The organism is bacterium, from assembly GCA_028821235.1.
Taxonomy (GTDB): domain Bacteria; phylum Actinomycetota; class Acidimicrobiia; order Spongiisociales; family Spongiisociaceae; genus Spongiisocius.
In genome coordinates this window covers 70,809-88,081 of the sequence record JAPPGV010000011.1, presented here as the reverse complement: position 1 = coordinate 88,081, position 17,273 = coordinate 70,809, and the positions used below count along the sequence as shown (strand labels likewise).

Annotated in this window: 19 protein-coding genes; 11 read left to right on the top strand and 8 right to left on the bottom strand. The window is 66.9% G+C overall.

Annotated elements, in window-relative coordinates:
• On the bottom strand, positions 1–349 hold a 349-nt coding region (locus OXK16_00760; protein MDE0374484.1), incomplete at its 3' end, for a histone deacetylase family protein.
• A gap of 667 nt (positions 350–1,016) precedes the next feature.
• Between OXK16_00760 and OXK16_00755 the strand changes: the two genes are divergently transcribed.
• The 6 genes from OXK16_00755 to trxA all read left to right on the top strand — a co-directional run bounded on the left by OXK16_00755 (position 1,017) and on the right by trxA (position 5,784).
• A complete protein-coding gene (locus OXK16_00755) occupies positions 1,017–2,348 on the top strand; it encodes a protein kinase (protein MDE0374483.1) in 1,332 nt (443 codons plus the stop codon).
• Complete coding sequence (locus OXK16_00750) at positions 2,345–2,935, top strand: sigma-70 family RNA polymerase sigma factor (GenBank protein ID MDE0374482.1); 591 nt, start codon at positions 2,345–2,347, stop codon at positions 2,933–2,935. The genes OXK16_00755 and OXK16_00750 overlap by 4 nt, the downstream gene beginning before the upstream one ends.
• Entirely contained in the window at positions 2,932–4,014 is a 1,083-nt protein-coding gene (locus OXK16_00745; GenBank protein MDE0374481.1) for a hypothetical protein, read from the top strand. Before OXK16_00750 ends, OXK16_00745 begins: the two co-directional genes overlap by 4 nt.
• Positions 4,015–4,133: 119 nt before the next feature.
• Positions 4,134–4,439, top strand: a complete 306-nt coding sequence (locus OXK16_00740; protein MDE0374480.1) for a hypothetical protein — start codon at positions 4,134–4,136, stop codon at positions 4,437–4,439.
• Positions 4,436–5,356: a thioredoxin-disulfide reductase gene (gene trxB / locus OXK16_00735; GenBank protein MDE0374479.1), complete on the top strand. Its 921-nt coding sequence runs from the start codon at positions 4,436–4,438 to the stop codon at positions 5,354–5,356. The genes OXK16_00740 and trxB overlap by 4 nt, the downstream gene beginning before the upstream one ends.
• A gap of 83 nt (positions 5,357–5,439) precedes the next feature.
• On the top strand, positions 5,440–5,784 hold the full coding sequence (trxA, locus tag OXK16_00730; protein ID MDE0374478.1) for a thioredoxin: 345 nt from the start codon (positions 5,440–5,442) through the stop codon (positions 5,782–5,784).
• Positions 5,785–5,833: 49 nt separating this feature from the next.
• On the opposite strand, the gene OXK16_00725 is transcribed toward trxA, so the two are convergent.
• The 7 genes from OXK16_00725 to rpmH form a co-directional block, all read right to left on the bottom strand.
• Complete coding sequence (locus OXK16_00725) at positions 5,834–6,700, bottom strand: ParB/RepB/Spo0J family partition protein (GenBank protein ID MDE0374477.1); 867 nt, start codon at positions 6,698–6,700, stop codon at positions 5,834–5,836.
• Positions 6,697–7,518 carry a ParA family protein gene (locus OXK16_00720; protein MDE0374476.1) on the bottom strand — a complete coding sequence of 274 codons (822 nt, stop codon included), beginning with the start codon at positions 7,516–7,518 and terminating at the stop codon, positions 6,697–6,699. Before OXK16_00720 ends, OXK16_00725 begins: the two co-directional genes overlap by 4 nt.
• A gap of 92 nt (positions 7,519–7,610) precedes the next feature.
• Positions 7,611–8,498: a Jag N-terminal domain-containing protein gene (locus tag OXK16_00715; protein MDE0374475.1), complete on the bottom strand. Its 888-nt coding sequence runs from the start codon at positions 8,496–8,498 to the stop codon at positions 7,611–7,613.
• Positions 8,499–8,502: 4 nt separating this feature from the next.
• Complete coding sequence (locus OXK16_00710) at positions 8,503–9,357, bottom strand: YidC/Oxa1 family membrane protein insertase (GenBank protein MDE0374474.1); 855 nt, start codon at positions 9,355–9,357, stop codon at positions 8,503–8,505.
• On the bottom strand, positions 9,354–9,578 hold the full coding sequence (gene yidD / locus OXK16_00705; GenBank protein MDE0374473.1) for a membrane protein insertion efficiency factor YidD: 225 nt from the start codon (positions 9,576–9,578) through the stop codon (positions 9,354–9,356). The genes OXK16_00710 and yidD overlap by 4 nt, the downstream gene beginning before the upstream one ends.
• A 41-nt stretch (positions 9,579–9,619) precedes the next feature.
• A complete protein-coding gene (gene rnpA, locus OXK16_00700) occupies positions 9,620–10,027 on the bottom strand; it encodes a ribonuclease P protein component (GenBank protein MDE0374472.1) in 408 nt (135 codons plus the stop codon).
• A gap of 128 nt (positions 10,028–10,155) precedes the next feature.
• The gene (gene rpmH, locus OXK16_00695; protein MDE0374471.1) at positions 10,156–10,290 is read right to left on the bottom strand and encodes a 50S ribosomal protein L34; all 135 of its coding nucleotides are present in this window, start codon (positions 10,288–10,290) and stop codon (positions 10,156–10,158) included.
• Between the two features lie 569 nt (positions 10,291–10,859).
• Here rpmH and dnaA point away from each other — a divergent pair.
• From dnaA to gyrB, 5 genes are all read left to right on the top strand, one after another.
• Positions 10,860–12,236 (top strand): chromosomal replication initiator protein DnaA, encoded by a 1,377-nt coding sequence (dnaA, locus tag OXK16_00690; GenBank protein ID MDE0374470.1) that lies wholly within the window; start codon positions 10,860–10,862, stop codon positions 12,234–12,236.
• Positions 12,237–12,532: 296 nt separating this feature from the next.
• Positions 12,533–13,618, top strand: coding sequence for a DNA polymerase III subunit beta (gene dnaN, locus OXK16_00685; GenBank protein ID MDE0374469.1), 1,086 nt, complete (start codon positions 12,533–12,535; stop codon positions 13,616–13,618).
• A gap of 29 nt (positions 13,619–13,647) precedes the next feature.
• Positions 13,648–14,742 carry a DNA replication/repair protein RecF gene (locus tag OXK16_00680; GenBank protein ID MDE0374468.1) on the top strand — a complete coding sequence of 365 codons (1,095 nt, stop codon included), beginning with the start codon at positions 13,648–13,650 and terminating at the stop codon, positions 14,740–14,742.
• The gene (locus tag OXK16_00675; GenBank protein ID MDE0374467.1) at positions 14,739–15,182 is read left to right on the top strand and encodes a DUF721 domain-containing protein; all 444 of its coding nucleotides are present in this window, start codon (positions 14,739–14,741) and stop codon (positions 15,180–15,182) included. Before OXK16_00680 ends, OXK16_00675 begins: the two co-directional genes overlap by 4 nt.
• Before the next feature lie 167 nt (positions 15,183–15,349).
• On the top strand, positions 15,350–17,257 hold the full coding sequence (gyrB, locus tag OXK16_00670; GenBank protein MDE0374466.1) for a DNA topoisomerase (ATP-hydrolyzing) subunit B: 1,908 nt from the start codon (positions 15,350–15,352) through the stop codon (positions 17,255–17,257).
• The last annotated feature ends 16 nt before the right edge of the window (positions 17,258–17,273 follow it).

The following is a 17,273-nucleotide window of genomic DNA, read 5'->3' as shown; positions in this document are numbered from 1 at the left end:
CCGCCAGAAAGGCCAGGTCGGCCTCCTCCTCTTCCAGTCGCCGGACCGCCAAGGGGCCCGCTCCGGCAGCCCGGACGGCGGCTTCCCACGAGGCCGGAACCGCCGCCGTGTCCGGATCCAGCTGAGCGCCTCCCGAGGCACAGACCTGTTCGATGTAGTCGACATAGCCGGGGGCATGCACCAGCTCCAGCAACCTCCGGTCGATCTCCGGGGCCAACTCCTCGACCAACTCCACCGGAGCGGCCCGCACCCCCCGCACGGCCGCGCCCAGGCGGGCCGGCCGCTCGGGATGGCCCCGCCCGGCATCGTGCTCCTCGAAAACCGGGTGGGAAACAGCCAGCACTCTCATAGGCAGCCAGGCTACCCCGGTACCGGGCGCCGTCGGCCCCAAGACCCCGCGAGGTCGCCGCCCGCCACAAACCTCAGGAACAGGGCACCATATATGACGCCCTCCGCCTCAAGAACCCCCAACACCACAAACCTGAGGAACAGAACACCACAGGTGACGCCCTGAACCTGAGGAACAGGGCACCATATATGACGCCCTCTGCCTCAAGAACGTCCAGGCGCCGCAGGTCGCGAAAATCCGGTGCCCCGCGCCGGGCCCCTCCCCCGCCACCACCCATCCTGTTGGAGCGTGGTCGACCATGCCCGGCTGGATGCCGGGTGTCGGCTGTTCGCTCCATAAGCCTTGATATTCCCTCGGGCCGGCCGTTCCGATCGGACCAGTGCCATCGGCCGGTATAGGTGCTTGGCGATAGGCAACATATGGCGTGGCTGTGACGTTTTCAACCCTTCTTTGCGAGAACGCGAAAAGTTCTTCCGGGTCCTGGCGCGGCGCCGTCCGCGTCCTTTCGCGAGCGGCCCGGTTGGTAGATTCGGGGTGATGGCCCGCAGCGCGAGGGGCGGCAGGGGATGAACGGCTCACCTTTCCCGGAGAACAGCAACGGGCGCTTCGCCCCGCCGCACCGACATGCTGCCGTCCTCCGTCCGGATTCCGGCCCTGATCGCTAGCCGTGTCTCCGCCGATACCGAACCGCTACCGGCTGGAGGTGCGCCTCGGGCGCGACGAGGACGTAGAGGAGTGGTTCGCCACCGATCTCGAGCTGGATCGTCCGGTGCTGATCCGGGTGATCGGTCCCGAGGCGACCAGGGCGAGAGGCCGGTCGTTCCTGGCCGCCGTCCAGCGTGCCTCCCGCGCCAGCCATACGCATGTGGCCGCGGTCTTCGCAGCCGACAAGGTGCCCGGGTCCACCTATGCGGTCACCGAGTGGGTGGGCGGCACCACGCTGGCCGACCGGGCGGGCGCCGGCGACGGGCCGCCCCTCGCCGAGCTGCTCACCAACGCCTGCGGTCTCGCCGAAGGCCTCTCCTTGCTCCACGGCGCAGGCGTGACCCACGGAGCCATCGACGCCGGTGCGGTCCTGTATTCACGGGGGCAGCCGGCCAAGCTGGGCGGCTTCGGCCGGGTACCACGAGGCACCTCCCCCGAGGACGACGTCCGGGCGCTGGCCGGCACACTGGAGACGGCCCTCACCGGCCAGCCTCCGGGTGCCATGGCTCCCTCGGAGATCATCCACTCGCTGTCACCGAGCGTTGACGACATCCTCCGCTCCGCCCGCGCCGACGAGATCGATGCCCGGCAACTGGCCGACCGGCTGCGGGCGGTCCCCTACTCCCCTCCCGTGTCGGCCTCCTTCCGGTGGTCCTGGCGCCGCCTGCTTCCGGCTGCCCTGCTCGCGCTCGCCGCCGCGGTGCTGGTATGGGCCGGTAGCGCGGTGGACACCAGCCCGACGCCCCCCTTGCAGGTGGCCGCGCTCCCAATGCCCACCCTGGCTGCCCCGCCGGATGAGGAGAGCCCGCCCGCGCCGGCCTCGTCCCCCGGGGAGGAGGCGCCCGAGCAGGTGGTGCCCGCGAACGAGCCGGTGGTCCTGCTGCAGGTGCTCGACTTCGATCCGCTGGGGGACGGCGAGGAGCATCCCGGCCGGCTGACCTTGCTCACCGACGGGGATCCCAACACCGAGTGGCGCACCGAACGCTATTTCGACCCCTTACCTCTGCTGAAGGAGGGGGTGGGCGTGGCCTTCGAGGTGAGCGGTTCGCCGGCACTCCTCGAACTGACGGGACTGTCCGAGGGCACCGCCTTCCGTCTCATGTGGGCCGAGTCCCTCCTCGGCGTAGACGACCCGGGCTGGGAGGTCATCGCCGAGCAACAGGCCGGCGCCGCCACCGTCCGGCTACCGCTGCCCGAACTTCGCAGCGGGGTCTGGCTGCTCTGGCTGACCGACCTGCCTCCCGAGGGAGACGGCTACCGCACCCGGCTGGCCGAAGTGAGTTTTCACAGTTGAGCACGCGCCACGACTCCGCCACCGCCGACGACTCCGTCCTGATCCGGCGGTATCTGGCCGGAGACGGCCGGGCGTTCGATCAGCTCATGGCCGCTCACGAGGCCCGGGTGTTCGCCATCAGCCTCCGTATCCTGCGGGATCGGGAGGAGGCTCTGGATGCAACTCAGGAGACCTTCATCACGGTGCTCCGCAAGGCCGGCTCCTTCGAGGGACGATCGGCCTTCTCGACCTGGCTGTACCGGGTGGCGGTGAACACCTGCTACACCATGCTCCGCAAGAAGGGCCGGCGACCCACCGCGCCGTTGCCCGACGCCCATGACCCTCCCGACCTGTCGGCAACCGACCGCTTCCGCTCCGCCGAGCTCCGGCCGATGCTCGAGGACGCCCTGGCTACCCTGCCCGAAGAGTTCGGACCGGCGGTGCTGCTCAGCGATCTGGAGGGCCTACCCCTGCAGAGCGTGGCCGAGATCCTCGAGATCCCGCTAGGTACCGTGAAGTCCCGCGTTTTCCGGGGCCGGAAGCTGCTGGCCGAACATCTCGGGAACCTTATGGCCGCCTCCGGGTATCCCAAAGAGGACGAGCAATGAGTGACGAGCGCATCCCCATCGACCAGCTGCTCGATCTGGTGGAAGGCAGGCTTCCCGAGGACGAGGCTGCCCGGCTCGACGCCACCCTCGACGAGGCTGACCGCCGGGAACTGGCCGTCCAGGCCGCCGTCAAGACCGTGCTGGGAGAACTCCCGGGCCCGGAGCTCTCCGACGATGAGCGCCGGCGGCTACGGGCAGCCGTGCGGGCTGAACTCCGTGTCGAGGAGGCCAGCCCGGAGCCGTCCAGGGGCCGGCAGGGGCGGCGGTCCTGGCTGGCTCGCGTCATCCCGTCCGCTGCGGCGGCCGCCACGGTGGTGGCCGTAGTCGCGGTCGCCATCAACCTGGTCAGTAGCACCGATTCCTTCCAGGAGGCTTCCCTGACGGAGGCCGCCCCGTCCGCTACCGGCGAGGATGCCCCAGCCACCACGGCCGCCGCGGCCCCTCTGCCGGCTGCGGAGGCGCCGGCGGACGCGCCCGACCCGGTCGCCATGGTCGAGGAGGCCGCCGTGGAGCGGGTCATCGAGGCGGAGACGGACGCGGCCGAAGCCGACGAGGCCGCCGAACCGGAAGTGGCCGCCGAAGCCGAGCCGATGATGGAGGAGGCCATGGCCGAGGCTCCGGCAGCGGAGATGGATGCCGAGGCCGCCGCCGAAGCGGACGAAGCCGCTCTGGTGGCCGTCGAAGCCGCCGCCGAAGCCGCCGCCGAGGCGTCGGAGGCCGCACCCCTCGGGCCCGGCTACGTGGCGTTCGAGGTTGCGACCGACCGGCCCGAGGAGGCCCGCGCCATGCTGGACATGGTGGAGGAGCTGATCGCGGTCAGCGAAGCGGCGCCCGTGCCCGTCGCGGAACTTGCCGACCGGGCCGGAGAGGAGGATCTGGTCTGCTGGCAGGGAGCGGCGGATCTGGCGGGGGCCGGCGGGGTGATCCTCTGGATGGCCCCCGGGCTCGTGGACGGCGTGACGGGCGAGGCCTACCTGGTCGTACCTGGCCCGGAGGACCGGCCGGGGGCCGGAGTGCTCGCTCTCTTCGTCTACCCGGACTGCCGCGCCGTGGCCCTCCGGGCGGTTTCTGGTCGATAGTTGTTCGTTTCTAGTCTCTAACTGATATTTGTCGGTGTCAGTGTCGGTATCTGGCCCACCGGCCTTGGCTTGGAATTGCCCGTCTAGCCCTGGCTACTCGTGGGGCTAACCTGCCCCGTGTGAAGGAGAGCTACGCCGCTCGCTTTGCCGACCTGCTGGAAGGGATCGCCGCCAGAGTCCGTTCGCTGACCGTGGACCGGCTCGACCGCGGGATCACCCTGACCGCCTTCGGCATGGCCGCCGCGGTGCTCGTCGTGGCAGCGCTCGCTCTGCTCGGCGTTGCCCTCTTCCGCCTACTGGCGATCGCCACCGGCGCCACCGGCGCCTATGCCGCCTTCGGGGGATTATTTCTGGTCGCCGGATGGTTGTCATGGCGGAAGGGAAGGCAAGTACCCGAGGAACCGCCACCTGGAGAGAGTGAATGACCCAGAACCTGGTCATCATCGGATCGGGCCCCGCCGGCCTCACCGCTGCCCTGTACGCGGCGCGGGCGGACCTATCCCCGCTGGTCTTCGAAGGGAGCGCGGCGGGTGGGCAGCTGATGATCACCACCGACGTGGAGAACTACCCGGGATTCCCCGACGGGATCATGGGTCCCGAGCTCATGGAACGCTTCCGCAAGCAGGCCGCTCGCTTCGGCGCCACCCTGATCACGTCCGACGTCACATCGGTCGACTTCACCCGGCAGCCGTTCGAGGTCCGGGTGGGATCGGACCGTCACTCGGCCCGGGCGGTGGTCATCGCCACGGGCGCCACCGCCCGGTTTCTCGGGGTGCCCGGCGAGGAGGCGCTGATCGGCCGCGGCGTGTCCGCCTGTGCCACCTGTGACGGGTTCTTCTTCCGGGACAAGGACCTGGTGGTGGTGGGCGGCGGTGACTCGGCAATGGAGGAGGCCCTGTTCCTGACCAAGTTCGCCTCGAGCGTGACCATCGTGCATCGGCGGGACCGGTTCCGGGCGTCCCGGATCATGGCCGGCCGGGCACTGGCCAACGAGAAGATCGACGTCCTGTGGAACACCACCGTGGAGGAGGTCCTGGGCGAGTCGACGGTGACCGGCGTGACGCTGCGGGAAGTCATCAGCGGGGAGACCCGTGAGCACCGCATCGAGGGGGTGTTCATCGCGATCGGCCACGTTCCCAACACCGAGCTGTTCCGGGGACAGATCGACCTGGACGACCAGGGCTACATCCGGCTGCCGGGTCGCAGCACCATGACGAACGTGGAGGGTGTGTTCGCCTCCGGTGACGTGGTGGACAAGGTCTACCGCCAAGCGGTGACGGCCGCCGGAACCGGCTGTGCGGCGGCGATCGACGCCGAGCGGTGGCTCGAGGCCCGGGAATGAAGCCCACAGCATCGGGACAGTATCTGTGCTAATGCTAGTAATGTCTGTAGTGCGGTAACCTACAGTAAATTAAGACACCATATATCCGAAGGAGGATCCAGGACATGGCTGATGTCGTAACACTCACCGACGCAGAGTTCGCGCAGGCCGTCGCCGGCGACAAGCCGGTGCTGGTCGACTTCTGGGCGGAGTGGTGCGGTCCGTGCCGCCTGGTGGCACCCTTGCTGGCGGAGATCGCCGCCGACCACGGCGACCAGATCACCATCGCCAAGCTCAACATCGATGAGAACCAGCAGACCCCGTTCCAGTATCAGGTGATGAGCATCCCCACCATGGTGGTGTTCCAGAACGGCGCGGAGAAGAAGCGGATCGTGGGCGCCCGACCCAAGGCCGCCATCCTCTCCGAGCTTCGGGAGTGGGTGAACTAGTCGGTTGCCGGTCGGAAGCGCCTAGTCGATATCTCTAGCAACTAGGCGACTAGGAAGGCGGGAAGAACCGCCGGTAGATCTGCTCCAGTTGATCCAGGCCGCTGAATCTGAGAACCACCTGGCCGTCGACCGCCCCGCCCTTCCGCTTCTTGTAACGGATGTCCACCGATGTGCCGAGCTGTTCGGCCAAGCGGTTCTCCAACTCGATGATCACCGCCGGACGCGGCTCGGCCGGACGGCGGCGCCTAGCGTCCCGGACCATTCCCTTGCCGAGCCGCACCGCTTCCTCGAGTTGGCGGACCGACCATCCCTCGGATACCGCTCGGTCGGCCAGGTGTCGGGCCAGGGCCTGATCATCGAGTCCCAGCAAGGCCCGAGCGTGTCCCGCCGACAGGTCACGGGAAGCGACCAGGACCTGGATCGCCGGGGCGAGATTGAGCAGGCGGAGGGCGTTGGTGACAGCGGCCCGGCTCCGGCCCACCCTCTCCCCGATCTCCGCATGGGTCATGCCGAATTCGTCCTCGAGCTGGTGGAAGGCGGCCGCCTCCTCCAACGGGTTGAGGTCCTCACGTAGCAGGTTCTCGACCAGGGCCTCCGTGACCGTACCCACCGCGTCCGTCTCCCGGATCAGGGCGGGTAACTCGGTGAGTCCTGCCTCCTGAGCGGCGCGCCAGCGTCGCTCGCCGGCGATCAGCACGAAACCGGGACCCTCGGGCCGGACCACCACAGGCTGGAGAACGCCCAGCTGACGGATCGAGTCGGCCAGCGTGTCCAGCGCGTCCGCGTCGAACCCCTGCCGCGGCTGGTTCGGGTTGGCACGGATGCGGCTGATCGCGATCCTGCGCAGATCGGTGCGCCTGGGCGGCGGAATGAGAGCTTCCAGGCCTTTACCGAGGCCTGATCGGCGGGTGGTCATCGTGCTTGCTCCTGTTGTCGGTGTCTCTGAAGGAACTCCATGGCGACATAGCGATAGGCAACCGCCCCGGGGCTCATCCGGTCGTACAGCTCGATCGGCTCGCCATAGGACGGTGCTTCCGACAATCGGATCGATCGGGGGATCACGGTACGGAAGACCCGCTCGCCGAAGTAGTCACGGATCTGGGCAGCAACATCGGTGGAGAGTTTGGTACGAGCATCAAACATAGTCAACAGGACGTTACCTATGTATAAGTCTGTATTGAGGCTGTCACGTACCAGATCGATGCTGTCCATGAGCTGGCCGAGGCCCTCCAGCGCGTAGAACTCGCACTGGACGGGAATGAGCAGTTCGTGGGCCGCTGCCAACGCGTTGATGGTCAACAGGCCCAGGCTCGGCGCGCAGTCGACCAGGATCGTGTCGTAGTGCCCCGCCACGGGGGCGATCGCCGCTGCCAGACGCTGCTCCCGGCTCAGCATGGAAACCAATTCCAGCTCGGCGCCCGCCAAGTCGATGCTCGCCGGTGCCAGGGCCAAGTTGTCTACTGAGGTCGGGACTACCACATCGTCCAGCGCGCTATGACCTATGAGGACGCTGTAAATCGACCTGCCGCCATCGGATATCCGGGCACCGAGACCCGTGCTGGCGTTGCCCTGAGGATCCAGGTCCACAAGAAGGACGCGGTGTCCTTCCAAAGCCAACGAAGCGCCGAGGTTGATGGCCGTAGTCGTCTTCCCGACACCGCCCTTCTGGTTGGCGATCGCCACGACGAGGCCCCGCCGGGCAGGTTCGAGTGGAGTCTCTGACCCATTGAGCACCCCCTCATCCTAGGAGGCCGCTCGCTCTAGCCGGATGGTTTCACGTGAAACATGAAGGTAGCGAGGTTGAGAGTTGTCCGGTCCTCCGGGTCTCAGTCGAGCGAAATAACCACGGAACGCCGGGGTTCCGTGCCCTCCGAGTAGGAGCGGACGCCATCAATACCTGCCACCGCATCGTGCACAACCTTACGGTCGACAGCGTTCATGGGCTCGAGCATGACCTCTCCCCCCTCGTCAATTACCTGCTCGGCCAGCTGGCCCGCATAGATCCCGAGAGCCTGTCGACGTTTCTTCCCGTAGCCGGCTATGTCGAGCCGGAGCCGGCAACCACGGGCCGTCTTGCGCTGCACGATCGTCCTGGTCAGTTCGTGGACGGCGTGCATGATCGAAGCCTTCGGGCCTATGAGCGCCTGGGTCTGCTCGCCCGTTATGTCGGCGCGTACGACCTTTCCGTCGAACCCGGACTCGACCGTCCCTTCCAGCCCGAACTCTTTCAGTAGGCCGTCCAGGAACTCCCGGACCACCTCGGCCTGCTCGGTGCCCAAGGTGTCGCCGTCCTTACTATCACCCGTCACCGCTCCGACCTCTCCTTCTGCCCTTCGGCCTTGACGCGCGTGCTTTTTCCTACCGCGACCCGACCGTGAGTCGCCGCCTGCCTTGCCGCCGGCCTGCCGGCTCTTCGCCTTGGCGGCTCCTCCTCTGGCCTTGCTGCGATCCTTCTGCGGGGCGCCCCTGCCAGAACTCGGCTTACGCGGCGCCTTCTTCTTCGGTCGGCCACGACCGGCCCGTCCCCTTCGCCCTCTGCTCTTCGGCTTGACCCGTACGATGGCATCCTGCCGCCCGATACCGAGGAATCCCGGCTTCGGTTCCTGCAGCACCTTGACCTCCGCCCGGTCGGCGTCTTCGATGCCCAGCTCCTCGAGAGCAGCCTGGACGGCCAGTTCAACGGATGCGCCTTTGACCTCGACCCACTCCACCATCGGTTTACCTTCTCCTCCGTCTACGTTGTTTCTTAGCCGAGCCCTGCGGGCGGGGCGGCTTCTTACCGTCATCCGGCTCACCGTTATCGGGCTCATTGGTAGCCGGCTTCCCCCCGTCCGGAGGAGGGCCGGGACGTCCGTCGATCTTGAAGATCAGCAGCTGCTGACCGGTCCGGAAGACGTTGCTGGTGGTGAAATAGAGGTTAAGCCCTGACGGCCAGATATACGAAATGACTCCGAACATCAACGGTAGTATCTTCGTCATACGCTGAACAGCTTCGGCCTGCGGATTGCTGGCACCAGACTGTTTCGGCGGGCTTAACAGCTTCTGTTGCATGTAGCCTGTAAGTATCACGAACCCGACCAGCAGCAGGTAGGGGATCGTCGCCACGGCGAACAGCCCTTCCGTGCCCACCACCTCGGACGGGGCCAGGTCGAGATCCATGGTCAGGAAACGCAGCGTGCCCTCAGATGCCGCCACCAGCAGGCTCGAGTCCGCCGGCAGGCTGTTGGCCGGGTTCCGCAGCACCTGGAACAGCGCGAACCAGACCGGCATCTGCACCAGCAGGGGAAGAACGCATCCGAACGGGCTTACACCTCGCTCCCTGTAGAGCTCCATGACCTTCTGGTTCATGGTCTCCTGGTCGCCCTTGAACTCGCGGCGGATCCGCTCCATCTCCGGTTGGATCTCCTGCATCGCCCGGGTCGACCGGACCTGCTTGAGGGTGAGCGGAAACACCAACAGGTTGACAACGATGGTAAGGCATATGATGGCGAATCCATAGTTGGGAACAAGGTCGAAGAAGAAGGAAAGGATATTGCCGAGAATGGCCTGCAGGCCGTTCCAGATCTCGCTCACGGGCTGACCGCCCTTCTGTCAGGAACCGGGTCGTACCCTGCCTCCGACCAGGGGTGGCAGCGGCCCAGGCGCTTCAGCCCCAGCCACGCGCCCCGCCAGAGCCCGTGCTCGCCCAGCGCCTCGTAGGTGTAACGGGAGCAGGAGGGGAGGAACCGGCACGAACTCGGGATCATCGGCCCGATCGTGTGTTGCCACACGCGGATGAGGCCCTGACCCGCCATAGCCGGCAGCCTCAGCGCCGAACCCGTCGGCCTCGAAAGCCTCACCTTGCGCTCGCTCGGGGGAGGGTGGACGAGATCGCGTCGCGAACCCATCCGCACAGCTCCTGGAAGGGCGCCGTGGCCACGACCGGCGTGGCTATCACCACGTAGTCGGTCGCCTCAGCGAGCGTCACCTCGCGCAACGCCGCCCGAAGGCGCCGCCTTGCCCGGTTACGCACCACCGCGCCACCCACCCGGCGGCCCACCACCAAACCGATTCTCGGCAGACCACCGTGACGGCGGTGGGCAACCACGGTGACGCCACCCCGCCTGCGCCGCCGGCCATTCCTCAGCACCTCGTTGAACTCGGAGGCGCCGCTCAGGCGTCGGAGGCGATGCGGGCGCCCTGTGGAGTCCGGAAAGGACGATCCGACGGATGCGGGGACAGCCGTATTCGGCGCGGTCGTCATCGTGCTTCTTCTCCTCTGCCTACAGACCTTCGCGGTCGGAGTGCCACCCTTACGGGCCATACCCAAGGAATGCGTGGGCCGAGCGGCTCCCCGGCTGCCCACTCGTGCTCGGCGGGTCGCCTGCCTGCTCAGGCGGAAAGCCGTTGGCGGCCCTTCTGGCGCCGTCTATTCAGAATGGCGCGACCCTGGCGCGTTCGGATGCGATGCCGGAACCCGTGCTTGCGCTTTCTGCGGCGATTGTTCGGTTGGTACGTGCGCTTCATTAGGGGTCCCTTATCGGACAACCCGGGTACGGTGCCCGGTGCGGGGGAAACGGCGTGGCCCGGCCCTGGCCGGGGCCTGCCGACACTTCCTTGAGGTCTGACAAGATTACGGACATCCCGCCCGTATTGCAAAGATGGCCTGGTTACGTGCCTGAACAGATGCGACAGCCGTCGCGCTCGCCGCATCCTGCTCGCCAAGAAGACCGCGAAATAAATTGCACAGAACGCCAAAATCTCCCTGCGGCGGTCTCCTCGCGCCCGTCCACGCTCCTACTTCCATCCTGACGTGGTGTTATGGCACCCGTCCTGCTGTCGCCATGCCTGCCGTGGATGGATTTCCACTCGTGGCAGCGCCGCCGACGCCGACGTAGGATTACCCCCTGCCGGGCTTATTCGATCCGTATCCCCAGGATCATACGTGTGCAGCGACTGGAGCCTGGCCACCAGACCAAGTGGAGTATTGCCGGGCGCGGGGTGGAGTGGCGTGGCCAGCCTGCGCTTTGTTATCCACAACTGTGGACAGTGCTGTGGGTAACCCCACCCGCAGAGCCCGCCGGGAGGAGGAATACTTGTCTAAGCCCGAACTCGCGCAGCATGATCCCGACTTCTCTTCCGCCTTGCGAACGAGGGTCGGACCGGAGGGTTGGAAGAAGTGGTTCTCCTCCGTTCGCCACGAAGTCGTCGATGAGACCCTCTACCTGGTGGCGCCATCCGATTTCCACATCCGCTGGCTCCGGACGAATTACCAGACCACTATCGATGAGGTGGCGGCATCCACCTTCGGACCGCAGACCGTGATCGAGTACCTCGTCACCGATCGGCCGGACCTCACGGAGGAACCGTCCCCGGCGTCCGCTCTGGCAGGCGAGCCGGCACCCGAGGAAACACCCGTAACCCCCACCGACCGAGCGCCGGTTCCGGCCCCCAAGTTCCTCAGCAAGTACGTCTTCGACACATTCGTAGCCGGCCAGTCCAACCAACTGGCCCTGGCCGCGGCCAAACGCGTCTCCGAAGGCCCTGGTCAGAACTACAACCCGCTGTTCATCTACGGCGGGGCGGGCCTCGGCAAGACCCACCTCCTCCACGCCATCGGCCACTACATCCGGACCGATCGGCCTTCCGCCAACGTCCGTTACATGACCTCCGAGAACTTCTTCAACGAGTTCGTGGACGGCATCCGCAACAAGCGGATGGACTCCTTCAAGCATCGCTACCGGACCATCGACGTGCTCCTGCTCGACGACATCCAGTTCTTCGAGGGCAAGGAGCAGGTACTCGAGGAGGTGTTCCATACCTTCAACACGCTCCACGAGCTCGATCACCAGATGGTCCTCTCCTGCGACCGCCCTCCCAAGGATCTCGGCATCGAGGACCGGCTCCGGTCCCGCTTCCAGTGGGGCCTGCTCGCCGACATCGGTCCACCCGACCTCGAGACCCGCCTGGCGATCCTGCGCCGCAACGCAACGGAGTACGCCTCGGGCACAGTGCCCGACGAGGTGCTCGAGTTCATCGCCCGCCACGTCACGGACAACATCCGGGAACTAGAAGGAGCGCTCACCCGGGTTACCGCCTGCGCCGCCCTCACCGAGCAGCAGATCTCCGTCGACCTCGCCCGCTCCGAGCTGCGCGGTCTGATACCCGACCCGGCCACCACGCCACCGACCGGCACGGAGATCCTTGAAGTCACGGCCACGACCTATGGCCACTCCCTCGCCGACCTCCAGGGCCTCAGCCGCGTGCAGCCCCTCGCCACCCATCGCCAGGTGGCCATGTACCTCTGCCGCGATCTCACCGACCTATCGCTTCCCAAGATCGGCAAGGTCCTCGGCGGGCGCGACCACACCACGGTCATGCATGGCATCAACAAGATCAAGAAGCTGCTCCCCAAGGATCCGGAACTGGCACGGCAGGTCTCCCACCTGTCCGGAACCCTGTGGAAAAGATGAGGGTCTTCCCCAGCCGCTCGCCCGCGCCGGCCGGGCCTGGGTATAACGTCGGCAATAATCCACCGACCGCCTGACCGGCCCGGCCCGACCATGAGCAGCCACCCATCAACGACGCCAGACTCACGGGGCCGACCCTCTGACCTGGGAAATGAGCCACCGCGGTCGGCCCGACGAGTAACTTCCCCAACCGTGGCAAGCAGGCCTGTACGGATACCTATCCACATTCCACAGGGCCTACTACCACGACTGGTAGAGAATTCTAAGAAACTAGTAGTCGAGAGCGGGAAGGATTAGCAGTGCATATCCGAGCTGATCGGGATGATCTAGCCGAGGCATTCGGTCGCGCGAACCGGGGCGCGGGAGTCAAGACGGCTCTTCCCACCCTTCAAGGAGTTCGTTGCCAAGCCGAAGGCGGACAACTGGAAATCACCGGGAGCGACACGGAGGTCACGATCCGGACCTCCGCGAAGGTGGAGGTCATGGAGGAGGGCGCCTTTCTCGTCCCGGGTCGCCTGATGACCGACGCCATACGGAGAATGCCCGAGGGAGCGGTGACCATCCGGTCGCAGGAGGGGGCCATCGAGCTGTCCGGCAACGGGCCTACGTTCACGATCAGGCTGCTGTCGCTCGAGGACTACCCGAAGCTTCCCGAGCCTGATCTGGCCGGAGCGATCGAACTCGACGGGAACCTGCTGGTGGAGGCGCTCTCGCAGGTCCTCGTAGCCGCCTCTAACGATGCCTCGCGGCCGATCCTGACCGGTGTTCTGATAGAGAACTACGAGGAGGGCTTGCGCCTGGTGGCAACCGACAGTTATCGCCTGGCGATCCGGAACCTCCCCGGACTCCAGGTGGGGGATGCCGCGCTGATACCGGCGCGGGGCCTCAAGGAGCTGGCGCGCACCGTGGCCGCGGACCAGGTCCGAGTCGCGATTCGCGAGCGGGAGGTCGTGGTCGGCTCGGACCGGGGCTCGCTGAGCGTCCGCCGGATCGAAGGCACTTTCCCGAACTACCGGCAACTGCTTCCCGACGACTACCCGGCTGCGGTGGAGTTCGACAAGGATCGGCTGCTGGAGGCAGTGGGACGAGCGGCAGTGGTCGCTGACGAGCATGTCCCGGTGCGGTTGCAGATCAGCGGCGACGGGGTGGAGATGTCGGTGAGCCGTAGCGACCTTGGCGAGGAGGTGGAGCCGCTGGATGGCGCCGTGAGTGGTGAGCTGGACGAGCTGAAGATCGCCTTCAACGTGCGGTATCTCCAGGACGGGATCAACGCAGTGCCGGGCCCGCGGATCCGGATGGAAGTGAAGGACAGCAACCGTCCCAGCATCATCAGGGCGGACGGGAGCGACAGCTTCCGCTACCTGTTGATGCCCGTGCGCGTCTGAGCGCGCGCCGGCTCGACTAGGGACCGCGGGTGAGACTTGCCTGGCTGGAGGTCTCCGACTTCCGCAGTTACCGGCAGATGCGATGGGCTCCGGATCCGAGCATCAACGTGGTGGTGGGCCGGAACGCGTCGGGCAAGACCAACCTGCTCGAGGCAGTGGGCTACCTGGCGTCCCTCAGATCCTTCCGGGGGATTCCGGACGCCGCCCTGATCAGGAGGGACGCGGAACGGTCGGTCCTCCGCGGGGAGGTGGTGACGCCGGACCGGACCACCCGGATCGAGGTGGAACTGGCGAGGGCCGGGCGTCGCCGGGCCCAGGTCAACGGAACCCGGCTGGCGCGCCTGGCGGATCTGGTGGGGGAGGTGCGCACGATCACCTTCCTCCCCGATGATCTCGACCTGATCAAGCGGGGTCCGTCGCACCGGCGAGGCCTGCTCGACTCGGTAGCGGTCCAGCTGTGGCCCGGCGCCTACCGCGACCAGCTGGAGTACGAGCGGGCCCTCCGGCAGCGGAACGTGTTGCTCAAGCAGATGGGTCGGCGGACGGATCCGATCACTCTGGACGTCTGGGATGAGCGGCTGGGCCGGGCGGGCGCGCGGGTCATGGCTCGCCGGCAGGCCGTGATGAATGCCATCGAGGAGCGGTCCGGTTCTGCCTACCGGAAGCTGGCCGGCGATGCCACGAAGGTGCGGATCGACTACCGGTCGGGGTGGGGCGCCGCGACCGCGGGCGATCAGCCCGGCTGGGAGGAGGCCCTCAGGGAGGCCCTCAGGGAGGCCCGGCCCGCCGATCTCGAGCGGCGGGTCTCGACGGTGGGGCTCCATCGGGACGATGTGAGGCTACTCCTCGACGACCGGGACTCACGGGTCCAGGCCAGCCAGGGCGAGCAGCGCACCCTCACCCTTGCCCTTCGCCTGGCATCCCACCGGGCGGTGGATCAGGCGGTGGGTCAGCCCCCGTTGCTCCTGCTGGACGACATCTTCTCGGAGCTCGACGAGGAACGCTCGGCGGCGCTCGCACGGTCCTTACCAGCCGCCCAGACCTTCATCTCGACAGCTCGGGACGAGGAGGTTCCGCTACCGGCCGGCCGCCGCTGGCGCCTGGAGGAGGGGATCCTGGCGTGACCGAGCGTTGGTCGGCGGATCAGGTGGAGGAAGCGCTGGCCGCCTTCGACGGAACCGAGTCCCGAGCCTTGCGGATTCTCTGGGAGATCCAGGAGCTCGAGCGCAGCCGTCAGAGGCGGAAGGCGAGGCACGACGGCGACATGGTGTCATTCGGAGACATGCTCCAGTCGATCCTGGCCGGCCTCGGGATGGCCGACCTGGACCGGGTCCGGGAGCTCGACGAGCGCTGGGAGGAGGTGGCGGGCCCGCAGTGGGGTTCCAATTCGGTTCCGGTGGTGGTATCTAATGGGGAGCTGTTGGTCGAAGCCTCGGACCCACGGCTGGTTCGCATGCTCCGGCACGACGCCGAGCGGCTCGTGGTACGTATCGCGGAGCGCTTCGGTAGGTCCTTCGTGACCTCCGTCCGGGTGGTCGGGCCGCCGTGGCGGAGGGGGTGGTGAGGAGCGAGAGCGCCCATGGGAGCTGTTTTGTATAAACCCGCAGGTCACGCCCTATTTCTGAGTGGCTTGAATCTTGGCTTTGAGGCCAGGGTCGGGTACAATCCGGTTACGGTGGAAGAGACCCACCGGCCGGCTTGCGCCGCCCTCCGCCCGACCAAGGACTGCATGTGACCCTGGACCGCCCCCCGAGCTATGGCGCGAGCGATATCAAGGTGCTGCCAGGTCTCGAGGCGGTCCGCCGCCGGCCCGGCATGTACATCGGAACGACCGGCCCCCGGGGCCTTCATCATCTCGTCTGGGAGGTGGTGGACAACTCGGTCGACGAGGCCATGGCCGGCTGCGCGGACAACATCGACGTGGTGCTGGATGCGGACGGAAGCTGTCGCGTCTCCGACGACGGACGCGGGATTCCGGTGGCGCGGCTCGCCCAGACCCGGAAGTCCGCCCTCACCACGGTGCTCACCACCCTCCACGCCGGAGGCAAGTTCGAGGAGGGCGCCTACACCGTGTCGGGTGGCCTCCACGGGGTCGGCATATCGGTGGTGAACGCCCTCTCCGCCCGGTTCGTGGCCGAGGTGGTTCGGGACGGCTTCCGGTGGTCGCAGTCGTTCGAGCGCGGCAAGCCGACCGGACCGCTGAGGAAAGGCCACCCGGCCCGCAAGACGGGCACCACGATCACCTTCTGGCCCGACCCCGATGTGTTCACCGACACGGTGGACTTCAAGTACACGACCGTGGCGCAACGGCTCCGGGAACTGGCCTTCCTCAACAAGGGGCTCAGCGTCCGCCTGACGGACAGGCGGAACGGCGGCCGCTCGGAGACCTTCTGCTACGAGGGCGGCCTGCGGGACTTCATCCTCCACCTGAACAGCCGCCGCGACGCTCTCCATGGACGGATCCTCTACCTGGAGGACGAGGCGCCCGAGGCGGAGCTACAGGTCGCACTCCAATGGACCAACGCGTTCAGCGAGAACCTGATCAGCTTCGCCAACAACATCAACACGCACGAGGGCGGCACCCATGAGGAGGGCTTCCGCACCGCCCTCACGAAGGCCGTCAACGAGTTCGCCCGCTCCAAGAACCTGCTCAAGGACAAGGATCCGAACCTGACCGGCGAGGACGTGCGGGAAGGACTGACCGCGGTGGTCTCCGTGAAGGTGCGCAACCCGCAGTTCGAGGGGCAGACCAAGACGAAGCTCGGCAACACCGAGATCCGTAGCTACGTGCAGAAGTCCCTCAACCGGATGCTGCCGGAGTGGTTGGAGCGCTACTCACCGGACGCCCGGCGGATCGTGGAGAAGGCCCGCCAGGCGCAGCACGCCCGCGAGGCGGCCCGCAAGGCCCGTGACGTGATACGGCGCAAGTCGTTGCTCGCCTCCTCCCGGCTGCCCGGCAAGCTGGTGGACTGCTCATCCGGTGATCCCGAGATCGCCGAGCTGTTCATAGTGGAGGGGGATTCGGCGGCCGGCCCGGCGAAGAACGGACGGGACTCCAAGTTCCAGGCGGTGCTTCCCATCAGGGGCAAGATCCTGAACGTGGAGAAGGCTCGGCTGGCCAAGGCCCTCCACAACAAGGAGATACAGGCTCTGATCACCGCGATCGGAACGGGTATCGGCGAGGACTTCGAGATCGGCAAGGCGCGGTACCACAAGGTCATCCTGCTAACGGACGCGGACGTGGACGGCGCCCACATCCGGACCCTCCTGCTGACCTTCTTCTTCCGCCACATGCGGCCCCTGATCGAGGCGGGCTACGTGTACGTCGCCGTGCCGCCCCTCTACCGGGTCAAGGTCGGGAGGGGGGTCAGGTACCTGGCCGACGACGCCGCGCTGTCGGCCTTCAAGGAGACGCATCCGAAGGCCCGGCCCACGCGGTTCAAGGGCCTCGGGGAGATGAACGACTCCGAGCTGGGGGAGACCGCTCTCCATCCGGAATCCCGGACACTGGTCCAGGTGGACATGGCGGACGCGACGGCGGCCGACCACGTCTTCTCGACCCTGATGGGCGGTGACGTGGCCGCTCGCAAGGAGTTCATCCAGCAGAACGCCGGCGACGTCCGGTTCCTGGATATCTGAGCGGGAGGGAACGCAC